Origin of the sequence: Nonomuraea sp. ZG12 (assembly GCF_052068115.1) — a bacterium.
Lineage (GTDB): Bacteria > Actinomycetota > Actinomycetes > Streptosporangiales > Streptosporangiaceae > Nonomuraea.
The window spans coordinates 101,182-117,914 of sequence record NZ_JBQHCW010000010.1 but is presented as its reverse complement, the minus strand read 5'-3'; the positions used below and the strand labels follow the sequence as shown (position 1 = coordinate 117,914).

The following is a 16,733-nucleotide window of genomic DNA, read 5'->3' as shown; positions in this document are numbered from 1 at the left end:
ATGAGCACCAAGGACTACCTGGAGAAGGACTACTACGCCGTCCTTGGTGTGCCCAAGTCAGCCACCGCCGACGAGATCAAGAAGGCCTACCGCAAGCTGGCCAGGCAGTACCACCCCGACACCAACCAGGGTGACGCGACCAAGGAGACCAAGTTCAAGGAGGTCTCCGAGGCCTACGACGTCCTGTCCGACAGCAAGCGCCGCAAGGAGTACGACGAGGCGCGCACGCTGTTCGGGTCCGGGGTGGGCGGCCAGCGGGCGCCTGGCGGTGGCGGCTTCCCGTTCGACTTCGGGGACCTGTTCGGCGGCACCGCCGGGCAGCAGCAGGGCGGGCAGGGCACCGGGGAGCGCTTCAGCGACCTGTTCGGCGGACTGTTCAACCGTGGTGGCGGCGGCACGACCCGCACCTCCACCACGACCAGGCCGCGCCGCGGGCAGGACATCGAGTCCGAGGTGACGCTGTCGTTCAGGGAGGCGGTCGAGGGGGCCACCGTGTCCCTGCGGCTGACCAGCTCGGCGGCGTGCACCGCCTGCAGCGGGACGGGCGCCAAGGCCGGCACCACCCCGCGGGTCTGCCCGACCTGCGAGGGCACCGGGGCGGCCAGCCGTAACCTGGGCAACTTCGCCTTCTCCGAGCCCTGCCGCGACTGCAAGGGCCGCGGGCTGCTCGTGGACGACCCCTGCCCCGTGTGCGAGGGCAGCGGCCGGGCCAAGAGCACCCGCACCATCCAGGCGCGCATCCCGGCGGGGGTGGCCGACGGCCAGCGGGTCAAGCTCAAGGCCAAGGGCGCGCCGGGCGAGAACGGCGGTCCGGCCGGCGACCTCTACATCCAGACGCACGTCAAGCCGCACGCCGTGTTCGGCAGGACGGGCGACAACCTGACGGTGACCGTGCCCGTGACGTTCACCGAGGCCGCTCTCGGCGCCGAGATCAAGGTGCCGATCCTCAAGGGCATGCCGGTCACGCTGCGCATTCCCCCGGGCACGCCCAACGGGCGGACCTTCCGGGTGCGCGGCAGAGGAGTCACGCGCAAGGACGGCACCATGGGCGACCTGCTCGCCACGGTCGAGGTGGTCGTGCCGAAGACCCTGGATGACAAGTCACGCGAGCTCCTCAACGAGTTCAACACCGCCACCGCGGCCGAGGACCCGCGGGCTGATCTCATCCAGAGGGCCAGAAGCGAGTAGCCGATGGACGCCAACTATTTCGACCTGTCAGATGACACTCCCGTCTACGTGATCTCGGTGGCCGCGCAGTTGTCGGGGCTCCACCCGCAGACGTTGCGGCAGTATGACCGGCTCGGACTGGTCTGCCCCGGCCGCACGGCGGGGCGCGGCCGCCTCTATTCGACACGCGACATCATCCAGCTGCGCGAGGTGCAGCGGCTCTCCCAGGAGGAGGGCATCAACCTCGCCGGCATCAAGCGGATCCTGGAGCTGGAGAACGACGCGCTGCGGCTGCGTGAGGAGGTTCACCGGCTGCGCGCCGAGATGCAGATGGTCAGGGCGCTGATCCGCTACGAGCTGCCACCGGGGGCCTAGAAAGATGGACTACAAGCTCACCCAGAAGAGTCAGGAGGCGCTCTCGGGCGCCATGCGGCGTGCCGCCGCGGAGGGCAACCCGGAGATCGCTCCGGCACACCTGCTGACGACCCTGCTCTCCCAGACGGGCGGCACCGCCATCCCGCTGCTCGAAGTGGTCGGGGCCGACTGGCGCACGCTCCGGGCCAAGGCCGAGGAGCAGCTCGCCGCGCTGCCCAAGGCGCAGGGCTCGACCGTGAGCGCGCCGTCGAGCTCCCGCCACCTCCTGACCGTGATGAACACCGCCGCCCAGCACGCCAACCGGCTGGAGGACCTCTACGTCTCCACCGAGCACCTGCTCGTGGGCCTGGCCGCCGACGGCGGCCCGATCTCCGAGCTGCTCAAGTCGCACGGCGCGACCCCGCAGGCGCTGCTCGACGCCTTCGAGAAGGTACGCGGCCACGCCCGCGTCACCAGCGAGACCCCCGAGGACACCTACCAGGCGCTGCAGAAGTACGGCGTCGACCTGACCGAGCAGGCCCGCAGCGGCCAGCTCGACCCGGTCATCGGCCGTGACTCCGAGATCCGCCGCGTGGTCCAGGTGCTCAGCCGCCGGACCAAGAACAACCCGGTGCTGATCGGCGAGCCGGGCGTCGGCAAGACGGCCGTCGTGGAGGGCCTGGCCCAGCGGATCGTGGCCGGTGACGTGCCCGAGTCGCTGCGCAACAAACGGTTGATCGGGCTCGACCTGGGCGCGATGGTGGCGGGCGCCAAGTACCGGGGCGAGTTCGAGGAGCGGCTCAAGGCCGTGCTCTCGGAGATCAAGGAGAGCGACGGGCAGGTCGTCACGTTCATCGACGAGCTGCACACCGTCGTCGGCGCGGGGGCCGCCGAGGGCGCGATGGACGCGGGCAACATGCTCAAGCCGATGCTGGCCCGCGGCGAGCTGCGCATGATCGGCGCCACCACGCTCGACGAGTACCGCGAGCGGATCGAGAAGGACCCGGCGCTGGAGCGCCGCTTCCAGCAGGTGTACGTGGGCGAGCCCACGGTCGAGGACACGATCGCGATCCTGCGCGGGCTCAAGGGCCGCTACGAGGGCCACCACCAGGTGCAGATCTCCGACGGCGCGCTGGTGGCCGCCGCCGCCCTGTCCGACCGCTACATCACCAACCGCTTCCTGCCGGACAAGGCCATCGACCTGGTCGACGAGGCCGCCTCGCGGCTGCGCATGGAGATCGACTCCCGCCCGGTGGAGATCGACCAGCTCCAGCGCAACGTCGACCGGATGAAGATGGAGGAGCTGGCGCTGTCGAAGGAGACCGACGAGGCCTCCGTGCAACGGCTCGAACGGCTGCGCCAGGAGCTGGCCGACCGTCAGGAGGAGCTCAACGCCCTGGTCGGCCGCTGGGAGCACGAGAAGTCCGGGCTCAACAAGGTCGGCGAGCTGAAGAAGCAGCTCGACGACGCGCGCGGCGCGGCCGAGCGGGCGCAGCGCGACGGCGACTTCGAGAACGCCTCCCGGCTGATGTACGCCGAGGTGCCCCGGCTGGAGCAGGCGCTCAAGGCCGCCTCCGAGGCCGCGCCGGACGAGAACGCCATGGTGAAGGAGGAGGTCGGCGCCGACGACATCGCCGAGGTCATCTCCTCCTGGACCGGCATCCCGGCGGGCCGCCTGCTGGAGGCGGAGACGGCCAAGCTGCTGCGCATGGAGGACGAGCTGGGCAAGCGCCTCATCGGCCAGCGCAAGGCCGTACAGGCCGTCTCCGACGCCGTACGGCGCAGCCGCGCGGGCATCGCCGACCCCGACAGGCCCACGGGCTCGTTCCTGTTCCTGGGCCCCACCGGAGTCGGCAAGACGGAGCTGGCCAAGGCGCTGGCGGAGTTCCTGTTCGACGACGAGCGGGCGATGACCCGGATCGACATGAGCGAGTACTCCGAGAAGCACAGCGTCGCCAGGCTCGTCGGCGCGCCTCCCGGCTACGTCGGCTACGAGGAGGGCGGCCAGCTCACCGAGACCGTCAGGCGGCGCCCGTACACCGTGGTGCTGCTGGACGAGGTGGAGAAGGCTCATCCTGAGGTCTTCGACGTGCTGCTGCAGGTGCTGGACGACGGGCGGCTCACCGACGGCCAGGGCCGCACGGTCGACTTCCGCAACACGATCCTGATCCTCACCTCCAACCTGGGCTCGCAGTTCCTCGTCGATCCCACGCTGGAGAGCGAGGCCAAGCGCGAGGCCGTGATGAGCGCGGTCAGGGGCGCGTTCAAGCCGGAGTTCCTCAACCGGCTGGACGACGTCATCCTGTTCGACGCCCTCGGCTCCGAGGAGCTGACCAGGATCGTCGACCTGCAGGTCGACCGGCTCGCGCGGCGGCTGTCCGAGCGCAGGCTGACGCTGGACGTCACGCCCGCCGCCCGCGAGTGGCTGGCCCTGACGGGCTACGACCCGCTGTACGGCGCGCGCCCGCTGCGACGGCTGGTCCAGTCGGCCATCGGCGACAAGCTGGCCAAGGCGGTGCTCTCCGGCGCGGTGGCCGACGGCGACACGGTCCTGGTGGATCTCGGCGACGACGAGCTGACGGTCCGCCGGGGCTGATCCCGCCCATCCCAAGAGCGCCCGGAGGCCCGGTCGGCCTCCGGGCGTCGGCGTTTCACGCTCCGGTCATCACCGCGCCGGGTCCTTAAGGTTCGCTCCAGGCTTCGGACAAGCCGCCTCACGCGCGTGGGCTCCCTGACTAACTTCAGCGTTCGTCAGATCACCGAGAACGATCAGGGGGACGTGAAGTGTCATCTCGGAGCATCCGAAGCATCCTTGCCATGGTCACTCTGACCGCGGGGGTCACCTGGCTCGGGGCGGGCCCCGTGGCGGCGGACGAGTGCCGTACCAAGCCGACGACCGTGCGCGCCGGGACGACGGCGACGCTCTGCGACGACCTCCGCAAGATCCGCCTGGACGACGGCTCGATCGGCGGCAGCCGGCTCCTCACCTCGCAGACCGACGAGCTGACCACCGGCACGGCGAGAATGGCCCAGCGCCTCGGCCTGACCGGGCTCGCCTCCGCGCGATCCGCGATGGGCCTGACGGATCTGGGGGGCATCGCCGCGACTTCCGGCATGCCCGCGCTGACGTCGAGCGCTCCGGCCCGGCCCGGCGGCCTGCCGAGTCTCGCCAAGCTCCCTGACGTCCCGGACCTGCCAAGCCTGCCGGAGTTCCCGGGCGTGTCCGACCTGCCCGTCGGAATGACCCTCGGCAACCTGCCCGATCCCGCCAAGGTGGCCGGCGACGGCATGGAGGCACCGCTCGACATGCCCGCGCCGGTCAACGAGATCAAGAACGACCTCATCGACCGGACCCTGCCGCAGGTGCCCACCACGGTCGACGGGCTGACCCACGGCAGCCGGCTGCCGGACGCGCACGACTCACTGAGCGGCCTCACCGGCCTCACGGACCTCCTGCCCGGCCTCGGCATGAACTGAGGCCGTCACGGCAGGCGTCAGCCGCGGGTGACAGGGCCGCACCCCTGTCACCCCGGTGTCACCCGGCGCCGCTCACGAGATCAGCGCGTCGAGCTCGTCCTCGGGCAGCCCCAGGTCGACCCGGATGCGGTAGCGGGTGCGCAGCATGGCCAGGTGCTCGGGGTCGTCCTTGTCGCACGACAGCACGGCCTGAGTCACCCACTCGTGCCCCGCGCGCAGGTCTCCATAGGCGACCAGGGTCTCGGCGATGCTGTGCGCGGTCGCCGACGAGACCTCGCCCTCGGCGCGGATGGTCTCGATGACCTGCCTCGCCTCGTCGTGCCGGTCGAGCTCGAAGAGCGTGTCGGCGATGCCGGCACGCGGGTCGAAGCCAGGGTCTCCACCGTCTTCGAGCGCGCGCTGGAAACACTCCAGCGCCCGCGCGGGCTGCCCGGCGGCTCTCCACTCCTCGGCGGCCTGAACCAGGATCGATGCCCTGGAAACGTCGCCGGTGGAGTAGCCGAGCGCCACGTCGTACAGCCGTCTGGCCAACGAGCTGTGGTCGTCGGCCAGCAGCGCCTGCTCAAGCAGGCGATCAAGGTGCTCACGGGTCACATGCGCCACAACCTGGAGACTACCGAGCGCGGTGCGGTTTTGCCCCGTCAATCCACATCGCCGATCCCGCGCCGGCATGGCAACGCGTTGTCCAAGCCTGCTCACCGTCCGCTTATCTTCGCACGTCACCGGGCATATAACCGATGCTCACCGGCGGCGGGCGAGAGGGGCTGGGATGGGATCGTCCAAGCAGATGGCCTTCACACTGGCTTGCGCGGTCGTCGCCTCGGCCGTCATTCCCGGTCTCGCCGGTTATGTCTCCGCCCGCCTGGAGGCCATCGAGTCGGCCGAGCGGAGCCTGCGCGCGCTGGAGGCGAGACTGGAGGCCCGCGAGGCGAGAGGGGTCCGGACGGTGTCGATCCCGATCCGCTGCCTGCGCCCGCCCGGCCCGCCGAAGCAGCTTCAGCGGCAGCCTCCGGCCGCGGCGCTCGAACCGGACGAGCGCCGGGCCGGACGGCACGCCGACCGGGGGCGGCCCGGCGGAGCCGGATCCACTCGGGGCGGCTAACTCGCCTGGGGGGTCCAGGACTTGAGCTGGCGGGCCAGGAAGCCGCGCACGAGCTGCTTGGCCGCGTCGACGATCTCCGGTGAGCCGTCCGGGTCGTGGCGGAAGGCCAGCTTGAGCACCGCGTCCCCGGCCTCCACGGCCACCAGCACCGCCACGTCCAGCTCATGGCTGTCGGCCAGGCCGTACTCACTGAGCAGCAGCCCGCGCAGCCGTCCGGCGATCACGGCGTTGTTGTCGGAGTCGGAGTCGAGCAGGTTGAGGTCGACGGCGTCACCGAAGTGCAGGCTCTTGAAGCCCGGCACGGTGCGGTGCATGTCGACGTACTCGTCGATGATCGCGTCGACGGCCTCCCACCACCCCGTGTAGTCCTCCTCCATGAACCTGCGCCCGACCCTGGAGACGAACTGCTCGACGTTGCGCCTGGTCAGCTCCTGGGTGATGGCACGTTTGTCCGGGAAGAACTGGTAGACCGAGCCGATCGCGACGCCGGCTCGGCCCGCGATGCGCGTGGTGGACAGCGATTCGTAGCCGATCTCGTCGAGGAGCTCGGCGCAGGCGTCGAGCATCCGCTCGACCCGACGGGCGCTGCGGCGCTGTGTGGGCTGGCGCCGCAGCGGTTTGGGCTGCGCACAGATCTGTTCAACTTGCGGCGAGGACACAGGCCCATCTTCCCCCCATGGGCCCGATCGTTACCTGGGAATGCGCGGATTTCCCGGGAAGGCCGCCAACCTGGCCAGGCCGCGCGCCACCGTGGGCGAGATCCTGGACAGCGCGTAGCCGATCTTCCCTTCGAGGTTGACCGGCACGACGGCCTCGTTACGGTGCACGGCTCGCAGGATGTGCGCGGCGACGCGCTCCGGCGGGTAGCCGCGCCGCCGGACGGCCTCCTCCGACAGCTTGCGGGAGGCGGTGCCCACGTAGGTGGCGTTGCGGGCGATGGAGGTGGACACGAAGCCGGGGCAGATGGCGCTCACCCCGATCCCGTGGCCGGCGAGTTCGGCCCTGAGGCAGTCGCTGAGCATCTTCACCCCCGCCTTGGCGACCGAGTAGGCGGGCAGGGCCCGCGACGGGGTGAACGCGCCCAGGGAGGCGATGTTCACGATGTGGCCGCCCTCGCCGCGCTCGACCATCTGGGCGGCGAAGAGCCGGCAGCCGTGGATCACGCCCCACAGGTTCACGTCGACGGCCCGGTGCCAGTCCTCCAGGGTGTGGTCGAGGAAGCCTCCGGCGACCACGTTCCCGGCGTTGTTCACCACGATGTCCGGCACTCCGTACCGGGACCGGACGTCTCCCGCGAACGCCTCCATCCGCGCGGCGTCGGCGACATCGAGGTGCGCCGCGTGTGCCGTACCTCCCAGGTCCTCGGCGATGTCGTCGGCGGCGCGCCGCGCCGCCTCGGCGTCGAGGTCGGCGCAGATCACCTCCGCCCCGTGCGCGGCGAAGGCGCGCGCGGTGGCGCGGCCGATGCCGCTGCCCGCGCCGGTGACCACCACCAGCCTGTCCGCGAACGCCTTGCGGCCCTGTGCGACCTTCGCGCCGCGCAAGCTCCTCGCCGCCTCTCCACCCTCGATGTGCTCGGCGAACTCGCCGATCATTCTGGCGATCAGGTCCGGGGCGCCGCGCTGCGCCCAGTGCCCGGCGTCGGCCCTGCGGTGCCAGAGCCGCGTCACCCCCCGCACCTGCGACCGCAGCAGCGCGGGGGTGACGAACGGGTCGCGCCGGCATTCGACGAGTTGTACGGGCACGTCGACGTACGGCTCGGCGGCGGGCCGCCCGGTGAGCGTGTTGGCGCGGTAGAGCTGAACGCCGTGGGCGGCGTCCTCGCGGAGCGTGGCGGCCGGATGCCCGGGGCGCGGTTCGAGCCCTTCGGCGAACCGCAGCGTCCGCTCGAACACCCACGGGAGGACCGTGCGCCAGGCCAGCTCGGGCAGGACCGGAAGCTGGAAGACGCCGATGTACCAGGATCTGGCCAGCTGCGCGGCGACCTCGCGCCGCCTGCCGTGCCGCAGGAAGTGGCCGAACTGGCCCGGTCCAGGGCCGCCGAAGCAGGTGAAGGAGGCGACCCGCTCGCGGAGGCCCGGCCTGGCCACCGCGTCCCAGCCCTGTATCGCGCCCCAGTCGTGGCCGACCAGGTGGACCCGGGGCTTGCCGACGGCCTCCAGCACGGCGGCCAGGTCGGCGGTCAGCCGGTCCAGGTGGTAGTGGTCGCGTCCGCGCGGCGCGGAGGAGGCGCCGGCGCCGCGCACGTCGTAGCGGACGACGTGGAAGCGGTCGCGCAGGCGTGCGGCCACCTCGTCCCAGACGCGGTGGGTGTCGGGATAGCCGTGCACGAGCACGATGGTGGGATCGTCCGGGTCGCCCTCCTCGACCACGGCCAGCCGCACGTCACCTGTCCACACGTCACCGGACCGCACGCCAGGGGACCGCGCGTCGGGGGACCGTACCCAGCGCATCGCACCTCCCTGTGGACGATCAGCCGCGGCGGGCGGACAGCCCCGCGCAGGAGCGCAACGCCTTCCAGTCGGCGACGGCCTGGGTCCGCGCCGCGCCGGTCATCGGCACCGGCAGGCCGCCCTGGATGGTCGCCGGCGTCCAGGTGTCCTTGAGCACCTTGCGGCCGTTGATGGTGAGCGTCAGCACCCCGGTCCGCCCGGTGGTCGCCGGGTTGGAGTTGTAGAAGACGAAGTTTCCGAGGCCGTAATGGATGTAGGCGTTGTCGAGGTACCCGCCGCCGAGCAGGATATGCGCGTGCCCGCCGACCACCACGTCGGCGCCGGCCCTGACCAGCTTGGGGGCGAGGGAGAGCTGGGCCTGGTTCGGGCACTTCTGCAGTTCGGTGCCCCAGTGCAGGTGCACGATCACGGTGTCGGAGTTCTTGCGCGCCCGGCGTACCTCCTTGATGAGGCGCGCCTCGTTCTTGGCCGAGGCCAGCCCGCCCTGGTCGGGGGTGGCCGTCCAGGCCTGGATGAACTCGCTGTCCATCACCTGGGTCGCGCCGATGATCGCCACCCGGTTGCCGTTGACGGTCTTCCTGTACGGCTTGTACGCCTGGGCCTCGTCGGCGCCGATGCCCACCACGGGGAACCTGGCCTTCTTGCCCGCGGCTAAGGAGTCGGCCAGCCCGGTCTGCATGTAGTCCATGCCGTGGTTGTTGGCCATCGACACCACGTCCACCCCGGCGGCCTTGAGGGCGGTCAGCGCGGTGGGGGGCGCCCGGAAGGTGAACTGCTTGCCGGGGGCGGGGGTGCCGCCGGTGGTGATCGCGGTCTCCAGGTTCACCATCGCCAGGTCGGCCTTGCGCAGCACGCCGGCGATCGGCCCGAGCGCCGTGCGCGGGTCGGCGAGCTTGGGGCGGAGCATCCCCTCGAAGTGCACGTCCCCGCCGAAGGAGATCGTGTACGGCCGCCGCTCGGGGGTGGCGGAGGTGGAGGGGCTGGCCTTGGCGGCGCCGGCCTGCCGTTCACGCTCGGGTGCCGGGGATTCGGTGGCTGAACAGGCGATGAGGGAGGCGGCGACAGCCATCACCGCGAGGGCATGGGGGAGTTTCATCGGTCGCCATTTCAGCTCGATTCACACTTTCAGGGACCGAGCATGCCATGTGCGACCGATTGGTGTCTGTCCCCCTATGTCCTCCCAGCTGGCCGGGAGTGGCGACACACAGACTGGAGTGGTTCTCAAACTTGAAGCATTCAGGTTTAGGGCCTAGGTTGGGGTCCATGGGAGACGCTGACCTGCTGCGTCACGCCGGGCTGCGAGTGACCGCGGCACGGCTGGCGATCATGCGGACCGTGCGTGCCGGCGACCACCTCGACGTGGACGCCGTCTGCCGCGGCGTGCGCGAGCGCGTGGGCCAGGTGTCCCTGCAGGCCGTCTACGACTCGCTGCATGCGATGCACCGCGCCGGTCTTCTCCGGAAGATCGAGCCGATGGGCAGCCCTGCCCGCTACGAGGCCCGGGTGGGCGACAACCACCACCACCTCGTCTGCAGGCGGTGCGGCACCGTGACGGACGTCGACTGCGTGACAGGGGTCGCCCCCTGTCTCGATCCCGTCGAGTCCGCCGGCTACCTCGTGGACGAAGCCGACATCACGTTCTGGGGCGTGTGCCCGAGCTGTCAAAGATGAGGATCGCGACTATGACCAACAGGCCTATCACCACCGACGATTCGGGCGTTCCCGCCCCGAGTGACCACCACTCGCTCTCCGTCGGCCCGAACGGCCCCCTGCTCCTTCAGGATCACTACCTGATCCAGAAGATGGCGCATTTCAACCGCGAGCGCGTTCCCGAGCGCGTCGTGCACGCCAAGGGCGGAGGCGCCCACGGCATCCTGCGGATCACCGAGGATGTCAGCCAGTTCACCAAGGCCGGGCTGTTCCAGAAGGGCAAGGAGACCCCGCTCTTCGTGCGCTTCTCCACCGTGGCGGGCGAGCTCGGCAGCGCCGACACGGCCCGCGACCCGCGTGGCTTCGCGATCAAGTTCTACACCGAAGAGGGCAACTACGACATCGTCGGCAACAACACGCCGATCTTCTTCATCCGCGACCCGCAGAAGTTCTCCGACTTCATCCACACCCAGAAGCGACGCGCCGACAACCACCTGCACGACCACAACAACCAGTGGGACTTCTGGACGCTCCAGCCCGAGTCCGCCCACCAGGTCTCCTTCCTGATGACCGACCGCGGCACCCCCGCGAGCTGGCGGCACATGCACGGCTTCGGCTCCCACACCTTCCTGTGGTACAACGCCGCCGGCGAGAAGTTCTGGGTGAAGTACCACTTCAAGACCGACCAGGGCATCCAGAACTTCACCGCCGCCGAGGCCGCCGCGCTGACCGCCACGGACGCCGACTACCACACGCGTGACCTGTTCAACGCGATCAAGCAGGGCGACCACCCGTCCTGGACGGTCAACGTGCAGGTCATGCCGTTCGAGGCCGCCGCGGACTACCGGTTCAACCCGTTCGACCTGACCAAGGTGTGGCCGCACAGCGACTACCCCGAGATCACGATCGGCCGGTTCACCCTTAACCGCAACCCGGTCAACTACTTCGCCGAGGTCGAGCAGTCGAGCTTCGAGCCGGCCAACATGGTGCCCGGCATCGGCCCGTCCCCGGACAAGATGCTCCAGGGCCGGCTGTTCTCCTATCCGGACGCCCACCGCTACCGCATCGGCCCCAATTACCTGCAGCTGCCGATCAACCAGCCGAAGTCGCCCGTCCACAGCTACAACGTCGACGGCCCGATGGCCTACACCAACCCGCAGGACCCGATCTACACCCCCAACAGCTTCGGCGGACCCACGGCCGACCCGTCGCTGTACGAGGGTGAGCACTACCACGTCACGGGTGACCTCATCCGCGCCGCGGCCGGCAGGCACGCCGAGGACGACGACTACGCCCAGCCGCGCGCCCTGTGGGAGAACGTGCTGTCGGACACCGACCGCGCCCACATGGTGAGCAACATCGTCGGCCACGCCTCGGCCCCCGAGGTGACGGACGACATGAAGAAGCGGGTCGTGGAGTACTGGACCAACATCCACAAGGACCTCGGCCACAGCGTCAGCCAGGGCCTCGGCCTCGCCTGACCACGCCAGGAAAAACGGCCCGTGTTCCATATTTCTGGAACACGGGCCGTTTTTATATATTTATCGATTTCCGTACGGATACGACCGTGTTTTCGCTGACGCGATCAGCCGGAGCCGTTCGTCAAAGGCTGGGTGTGAGCGCGGTCAGGTCGAACTCGCCCTCACGGACCCCGGCGGTGAAGGCGGCCCACTCCTCCGGGGTGAACACGAGCACGGGGCCGTCCTGCTCCTTGCCGTCCCTCACTGCGACACTGCCGTTTGCCAGCGGGGCAACCTCGACGCAGGTGGCTGCGCCATTGCAGAAGCTGCTCTTCTGCCAAGCCGCTGTGGTGTCGATCTGCATTTTCTCCCCAAATGGGTAAAGGGGCGCCATTGCCCCTTATCGTGCCTATGTTAAATCAACGTCGCCATAGCATTGCTTTACGCTGGATAAGGACGCGTGATTCATCCTCGTCCAGCGCTTCCGACCGCATATGATCATAGGCGGTCTCATATCCCGCTACACGTTCGAGATCTTCGACAAAGTCAGCAGTGTACAACTGCTCCAGATACACAACATCGTCGAATGCCGCGAACTTCAGATGGATGAACGCACCCGTGTTGACCGGATGGAGTGCCTCCAAAGTCAACACCTGGACGCTGACGTGCGGCAGGAGGGAGACCTCCAGGAGATGCTCCATCTGCTCGCGCATCACCGCGGGCTCGCCGAAGCGGCGCATGAGCGCCGACTCGTCCAGCACCACGGTCAACCGAGATGGATCGGCTCTGTGCAGGACACGCCGCTGCCGATCGAGGCGTGCCTCGACACGACTGCGGACGCCGCTGTGGGTGATCCGGGCGATGCCGCGGGTCGCAAGGATGACCTCCCGCGCATAGTCCTCGGTCTGCAGGAGGCCAGGCACGACCTGGGGTTCCCAGTTGCGCTGGAATGTGGCCTCCGCCTCCAGCCCGAGGAATCTTGTGTACTCCCCGGGCAGGGTGTCTTCGTAATCTTCCCACCACCCGCGCTGGTCCGCGTCACGCAACAGGCCGAAGAGTTCGTCAAGTTTGTCACTGTCGATGCGATAGAGCGTGGCCATCGCCTTGATGTCGTCGGCGACCGGCATGGTCTTGGCCGCCTCGATCCTGCTGATCTTGCTCGGCGACCAGCCGAGCTCGCCGGCGGCCTTGGCTCCGGTCAGCTTGCGTCGCTCACGCAGGAGGCGCAACTCCTGGCCGAGCCTGAGCCTGCGGACAGTGGGACTGCCCTGCTTCGATGGCACCGTCGACCTCTCCTTGCCGGAAATGGAGGTGTAGCCGGAAGGGATCGTTTCGAGCCCGCGGTTTTGGGCCGTTCACCCAATCTTACACTGCAACTTGCACGTGTAGTGGCACCAGGGCTTGCCAGAAGGCTGACACGGGGAGAGCCTAGGAGCAAGCAGAGCTCCGGGGCGCACGCAGTTGCGTGCAAGTTGCATGTAAACATGCTCCGCAAGGGCATGAACAACATGTTAAGAAAACAGAATCTTTCTTCCGCAAGGTATTGCAGCACAGATGACCGCGGGGGACGATCGACACCAGGAAGGCACCGGGGGAAGAGGAGGCCGAAGGATGATGACGCGGCCCCTCATATCGGACCTTCCGCCCATCATCGCGAGCGGCCACTCGGGCCGCCACACCGGCAACGTCGCCGTCCCGGATCTGAACGACTACCCCAGGGAGGCCACCTGCCGGAAGGATCTCTCACTCAGCTGAAGAACCACCGCGACCGTCGCTCGTTCGAGCACCTGAGAGCCGGACCGAGACCGACCCCGCTCGTCGCGTCAAAGGGCTGCCACCCTGCGACGAAAGCGGCCGTCGGCCTGCAGTCCGGCGAAAGAAGCCACCTCGAATAATGCCGCGAAAGGGGTCTTCTATGTACTCACAAGGTACCAAGAGACTCAGTCGAATCAAGTCCTGGATCCAGGATCTCATCGCTCGCGCCGACCGGGACATCTGCCTGGAACCCGACGAGTTCGCCTGCCGTAGGGGCTGGACCGTGACGCGCGCCGGCTTCGGCGCCCGCCACTACCGTGACCCCCGCTTCGACCAGCTCAAGCTCGGTCGCCGAGTGCCGGAGGAGGTGTCCTGAGTGTCGAGGAACCCACGGAACCAGATGTACCCGGCCAACGAGGACCTGCCCGCGGCCGGCGGCTCGGGGCCGATCGTCCGGCTCTGGCGGATCCGTACCGAGTTACTGCTGGTGGCGGCACTCGTTCTGGTCGCCATGACCTTGCTGAGCGCGACCCGGCAGGGCGCGTGGCTGCCGTTCATCCTGGTGAGCAGCGCGGTCTCGGCGCCGGCCGTGACCAGGACGGGCCGCAACTGGGTCATGGCGCACATATGGTGCGTGATCTCCAGGCACCGGCTGCAGCGGGTCTGCCTGGAGACCACGATGCACACCAGGGCCGGCCGGATCCCCCTAGTGCTGTGGATCACGCCGACCCACACGGGCGAGAAGGCACTGATCCTGACGAGGGCCGGCATCAGCGCCGAGGAGTTCGAGGCCTACAGCGAGGAGATCGCCGCGGCCTGCTGGTCCAGGAGCTCCCACGTCTACCGCCACCAGCAGCGGGCCAACCTGGTGATCGTGGAGATCGTCCGGCGGGACGAGGTCGCCGGCACCGCCTCCCCCGGTCTGGACCGGCTCTACGGCAGGCGAGCCTGGGTCGCGCTGCGGTCCGAGCTTGAGGAACCGCCTGATCTGCGCGGGACCCTGGTCCTTCCGCAACTGGGCTAGGGGCCTGCGCGCGAGCCCCGGAGACCGCGGGGGCTCCGGGGCTTCCCCCTGCGGGTCGTACGGTTCAAGATGAGTTCCTCGGACGAACTCAGGAGTGGCGATGACCTCGACCGTCCACAGGACCTGTCCCCTGTGCGAAGCCGTCTGCGGCCTGACGCTGATTCTCGACGACGGCGGGCACGTGACGAGCGTGCGGGGCGACCAGGACGACCCGTTCAGCAAGGGCTTCATCTGCCCCAAGGGCGCGAGCCTCGGCAAGCTGGACGAGGACCCCGACCGCCTGAGCAGGCCGCTGGTCAGGGAGGGCGACCTGTGGCGGGAGGTCGGCTGGGACGAGGCGTTCGCCGCCGTCAAGCGGGGCCTCGACCAGGTCGTGGCGCGGCACGGCCGCCAGTCGACCGGCATCTACCTGGGCAACCCCAGCGCGCACACGATGGCGGGAGCGCTGTACGGCGCGCCGCTGATCAGGGCGCTGGGCACCCGCAACATCTTCTCCGCCAGCACCGCCGACCAGATGCCCAAGCACGTGGCCAGCGGGCTGATGTTCGGCCATCCGCTCGCCATCCCGGTGCCCGACCTGGACCGCACCGACTTCCTGCTGATGCTGGGCGCCAACCCCCTGGAGTCCAACGGCTCGCTCTGCACCGCCCCTGACTTCCCCGGCAGGCTCAGGGCGCTGCGCGAGCGGGGCGGCAGGCTGGTCGTGGTCGATCCGCGCCGCACCAGGACCGCGCGGCTGGCCGACGAGCACGTGTTCGTCCGGCCCGGCACGGACGCCTATCTGCTGTTCGGCCTCGTGCACACGCTGTTCGCCGAGGACCTGACCCGCGTCTCCGGCCCGGTCAACGGGCTCGACCAGGTGCGCGAGGCCGCCAAGCACTTCCCGCCCGACGTGGTGGCCCGCCGCACGGGCGTGCCGGCCGAGGTGATCGTACGGCTGGCGCGCGAGCTCGCGGGAGCCAGGACGGCGGCCGTCTACGCCCGCATCGGCACCTGTACGACCGAGTTCGGCACGCTGGCCCAGTGGCTGGTGGACGTGCTGAACGTGCTCACCGGCAACCTCGACAGACCCGGCGGGGCCATGTTCGCCAAGCCCGCCACCGAGTCCGGCGGCCGGCGCCGGCCGTACACGGTGGGGCGGTGGAAGAGCCGGGTGCGGGGGCTGCCGGAGGCGAACGGCGAGTTGCCAGTGGCGACGCTGGCCGACGAGATCGAGACGCCGGGCGACGGCCAGATCAGGTTCATGGTCACGGTGGCGGGCAACCCGGTGCTGTCGGCGCCGCACGGGGACCGGCTGGACCGGGCGTTCGCAGGGCTCGACTTCATGGTGTGCGTGGACCCGTACCTGAACGAGACCACCAAGCACGCCGACGTCATCCTGCCGCCGCCGCGGGTGCTGCAGGCGGGTCATTACGACTTCGCGCTGCTCGGGCTCGCGGTGCGCAACTACACCCGCTACTCGCCGCCCCTGCTCCCGCTGGACGGGCAGCCGTCCGAGGCGCAGATCCTGGCCAGGCTGACCATGATCGCCTCTGGGCTGGAGGGCGACCTGGACGAGTTCCTGATCGGTCAGCTGCTCGCCAAGGCCGTGGAGACGCCCGGCTCGGGCGTCGAGGGGCGCGAGGTGGCCGAGCTGCGCGCGGCGCTCGACGGGCGCACGGGCGCCGAGCTGCGGCTCGACCTCATGCTCAAGCTCGGCCCCTACGGCGAGTGGGCCGGCAAGGGCGACCTGTCGCTGCGCAAGCTCCTCGACAATCCGCACGGTCTCGACCTGGGACCGCTGCGGCCGCGGCTGCCCGAGGTGCTGAGGACCGCCTCGGGGCTGGTCGAGCTGGCGCCGCCGCAGCTCATCGAGGACGTGGAGCGGCTGCGTGCCCGGCTGGAGGAGGAGCCGCCGGAGATCGTCCTGATCGGGCGGCGGCACCTGCGCTCCAACAACAGCTGGATGCACAACGTGCGCGCGCTGGTCGGCGGCAGCAACACGTGCACGCTGCAGATCCACCCGGCCGACGTGGCCCGGCTCGGGCTGTCCGGCGAGGCCGTGGTCCGGTCGGCCAAGGGCGAGCTCACGGTGGCGCTGGAGCCGACCGACACGATCATGCCCGGCGTGGTGAGCCTGCCGCACGGGTGGGGACACGCGGGCAGCGCGCAGGCGGTGGCGGCCGCGCACGCGGGGGTCAGCGTCAACGCGCTCACCGACGAGTCCGCCATCGACATACCGTCTGGTAACGCAGTGTTCAACGGAGTTCCGGTGAGTATTTCGCCAACCGGTATGATCACCGCACATTAGG

The 16,733-nt window shown here is 69.5% G+C and carries 16 protein-coding genes and 1 pseudogene; 11 read left to right on the top strand and 6 right to left on the bottom strand.

Annotated features, from left to right (window positions below; all coding sequences use genetic code 11):
- The 4 genes and pseudogenes from dnaJ to ACTMTF_RS26530 all read left to right on the top strand — a co-directional run bounded on the left by dnaJ (window position 1) and on the right by ACTMTF_RS26530 (window position 4,998).
- Entirely contained in the window at window positions 1-1,188 is a 1,188-nt protein-coding gene (gene dnaJ / locus ACTMTF_RS26545) for a molecular chaperone DnaJ (protein WP_441113103.1), read from the top strand.
- A 3-nt stretch (window positions 1,189-1,191) separates the two neighbouring features.
- A pseudogene (locus tag ACTMTF_RS26540) lies at window positions 1,192-1,479 on the top strand (heat shock protein transcriptional repressor HspR); the annotation flags it as partial.
- Between the two features lie 67 nt (window positions 1,480-1,546).
- On the top strand, window positions 1,547-4,117 hold the full coding sequence (gene clpB / locus ACTMTF_RS26535) for an ATP-dependent chaperone ClpB (protein ID WP_441113102.1): 2,571 nt from the start codon (window positions 1,547-1,549) through the stop codon (window positions 4,115-4,117).
- Between the two features lie 221 nt (window positions 4,118-4,338).
- On the top strand, window positions 4,339-4,998 hold the full coding sequence (locus tag ACTMTF_RS26530; protein WP_441113101.1) for a hypothetical protein: 660 nt from the start codon (window positions 4,339-4,341) through the stop codon (window positions 4,996-4,998).
- A 72-nt stretch (window positions 4,999-5,070) separates the two neighbouring features.
- On the opposite strand, the gene ACTMTF_RS26525 is transcribed toward ACTMTF_RS26530, so the two are convergent.
- Entirely contained in the window at window positions 5,071-5,601 is a 531-nt protein-coding gene (locus ACTMTF_RS26525) for a tetratricopeptide repeat protein (RefSeq protein WP_441113100.1), read from the bottom strand.
- 166 nt (window positions 5,602-5,767) lie between these two features.
- Here ACTMTF_RS26525 and ACTMTF_RS26520 point away from each other — a divergent pair, with 166 nt between their 5' ends.
- Window positions 5,768-6,100 (top strand): hypothetical protein, encoded by a 333-nt coding sequence (locus ACTMTF_RS26520; protein ID WP_441113099.1) that lies wholly within the window; start codon window positions 5,768-5,770, stop codon window positions 6,098-6,100.
- On the opposite strand, the gene ACTMTF_RS26515 is transcribed toward ACTMTF_RS26520, so the two are convergent.
- The 3 genes from ACTMTF_RS26515 to ACTMTF_RS26505 form a co-directional block, all read right to left on the bottom strand.
- A complete protein-coding gene (locus ACTMTF_RS26515; protein WP_397005792.1) occupies window positions 6,097-6,666 on the bottom strand; it encodes a TetR/AcrR family transcriptional regulator in 570 nt (189 codons plus the stop codon). The genes ACTMTF_RS26520 and ACTMTF_RS26515 overlap by 4 nt on opposite strands.
- A 123-nt stretch (window positions 6,667-6,789) precedes the next feature.
- A complete protein-coding gene (locus tag ACTMTF_RS26510) occupies window positions 6,790-8,553 on the bottom strand; it encodes an SDR family oxidoreductase (RefSeq protein WP_441113098.1) in 1,764 nt (587 codons plus the stop codon).
- A gap of 19 nt (window positions 8,554-8,572) precedes the next feature.
- Entirely contained in the window at window positions 8,573-9,649 is a 1,077-nt protein-coding gene (locus ACTMTF_RS26505; RefSeq protein ID WP_441113097.1) for a CapA family protein, read from the bottom strand.
- A 167-nt stretch (window positions 9,650-9,816) separates the two neighbouring features.
- Here ACTMTF_RS26505 and ACTMTF_RS26500 point away from each other — a divergent pair, with 167 nt between their 5' ends.
- Entirely contained in the window at window positions 9,817-10,224 is a 408-nt protein-coding gene (locus ACTMTF_RS26500; RefSeq protein ID WP_441113096.1) for a Fur family transcriptional regulator, read from the top strand.
- 11 nt (window positions 10,225-10,235) lie between these two features.
- Window positions 10,236-11,684, top strand: coding sequence for a catalase (locus tag ACTMTF_RS26495; RefSeq protein ID WP_441113095.1), 1,449 nt, complete (start codon window positions 10,236-10,238; stop codon window positions 11,682-11,684).
- A 121-nt stretch (window positions 11,685-11,805) separates the two neighbouring features.
- Here ACTMTF_RS26495 and ACTMTF_RS26490 read toward each other — a convergent pair whose 3' ends face one another.
- Together ACTMTF_RS26490 and ACTMTF_RS26485 are read right to left on the bottom strand one after the other, a co-directional pair.
- The gene (locus ACTMTF_RS26490) at window positions 11,806-12,027 is read right to left on the bottom strand and encodes a DUF397 domain-containing protein (protein WP_397005802.1); all 222 of its coding nucleotides are present in this window, start codon (window positions 12,025-12,027) and stop codon (window positions 11,806-11,808) included.
- A 55-nt stretch (window positions 12,028-12,082) separates the two neighbouring features.
- Window positions 12,083-12,946, bottom strand: coding sequence for a helix-turn-helix domain-containing protein (locus ACTMTF_RS26485; RefSeq protein WP_397005804.1), 864 nt, complete (start codon window positions 12,944-12,946; stop codon window positions 12,083-12,085).
- 328 nt (window positions 12,947-13,274) lie between these two features.
- On the opposite strand from ACTMTF_RS26485, the gene ACTMTF_RS26480 reads away from it, so the two are divergent.
- From ACTMTF_RS26480 to ACTMTF_RS26465, 4 genes are all read left to right on the top strand, one after another.
- Window positions 13,275-13,418, top strand: a complete 144-nt coding sequence (locus ACTMTF_RS26480; protein ID WP_441113094.1) for a hypothetical protein — start codon at window positions 13,275-13,277, stop codon at window positions 13,416-13,418.
- Window positions 13,419-13,578: 160 nt separating this feature from the next.
- Window positions 13,579-13,794 (top strand): hypothetical protein, encoded by a 216-nt coding sequence (locus tag ACTMTF_RS26475; protein ID WP_441113093.1) that lies wholly within the window; start codon window positions 13,579-13,581, stop codon window positions 13,792-13,794.
- Window positions 13,795-14,442 (top strand): hypothetical protein, encoded by a 648-nt coding sequence (locus ACTMTF_RS26470; protein ID WP_441113092.1) that lies wholly within the window; start codon window positions 13,795-13,797, stop codon window positions 14,440-14,442. It abuts the gene before it with no gap.
- Between the two features lie 100 nt (window positions 14,443-14,542).
- Window positions 14,543-16,732 carry a molybdopterin-dependent oxidoreductase gene (locus ACTMTF_RS26465; RefSeq protein WP_441113091.1) on the top strand — a complete coding sequence of 730 codons (2,190 nt, stop codon included), beginning with the start codon at window positions 14,543-14,545 and terminating at the stop codon, window positions 16,730-16,732.
- Window position 16,733: the final 1 nt, after the last annotated feature.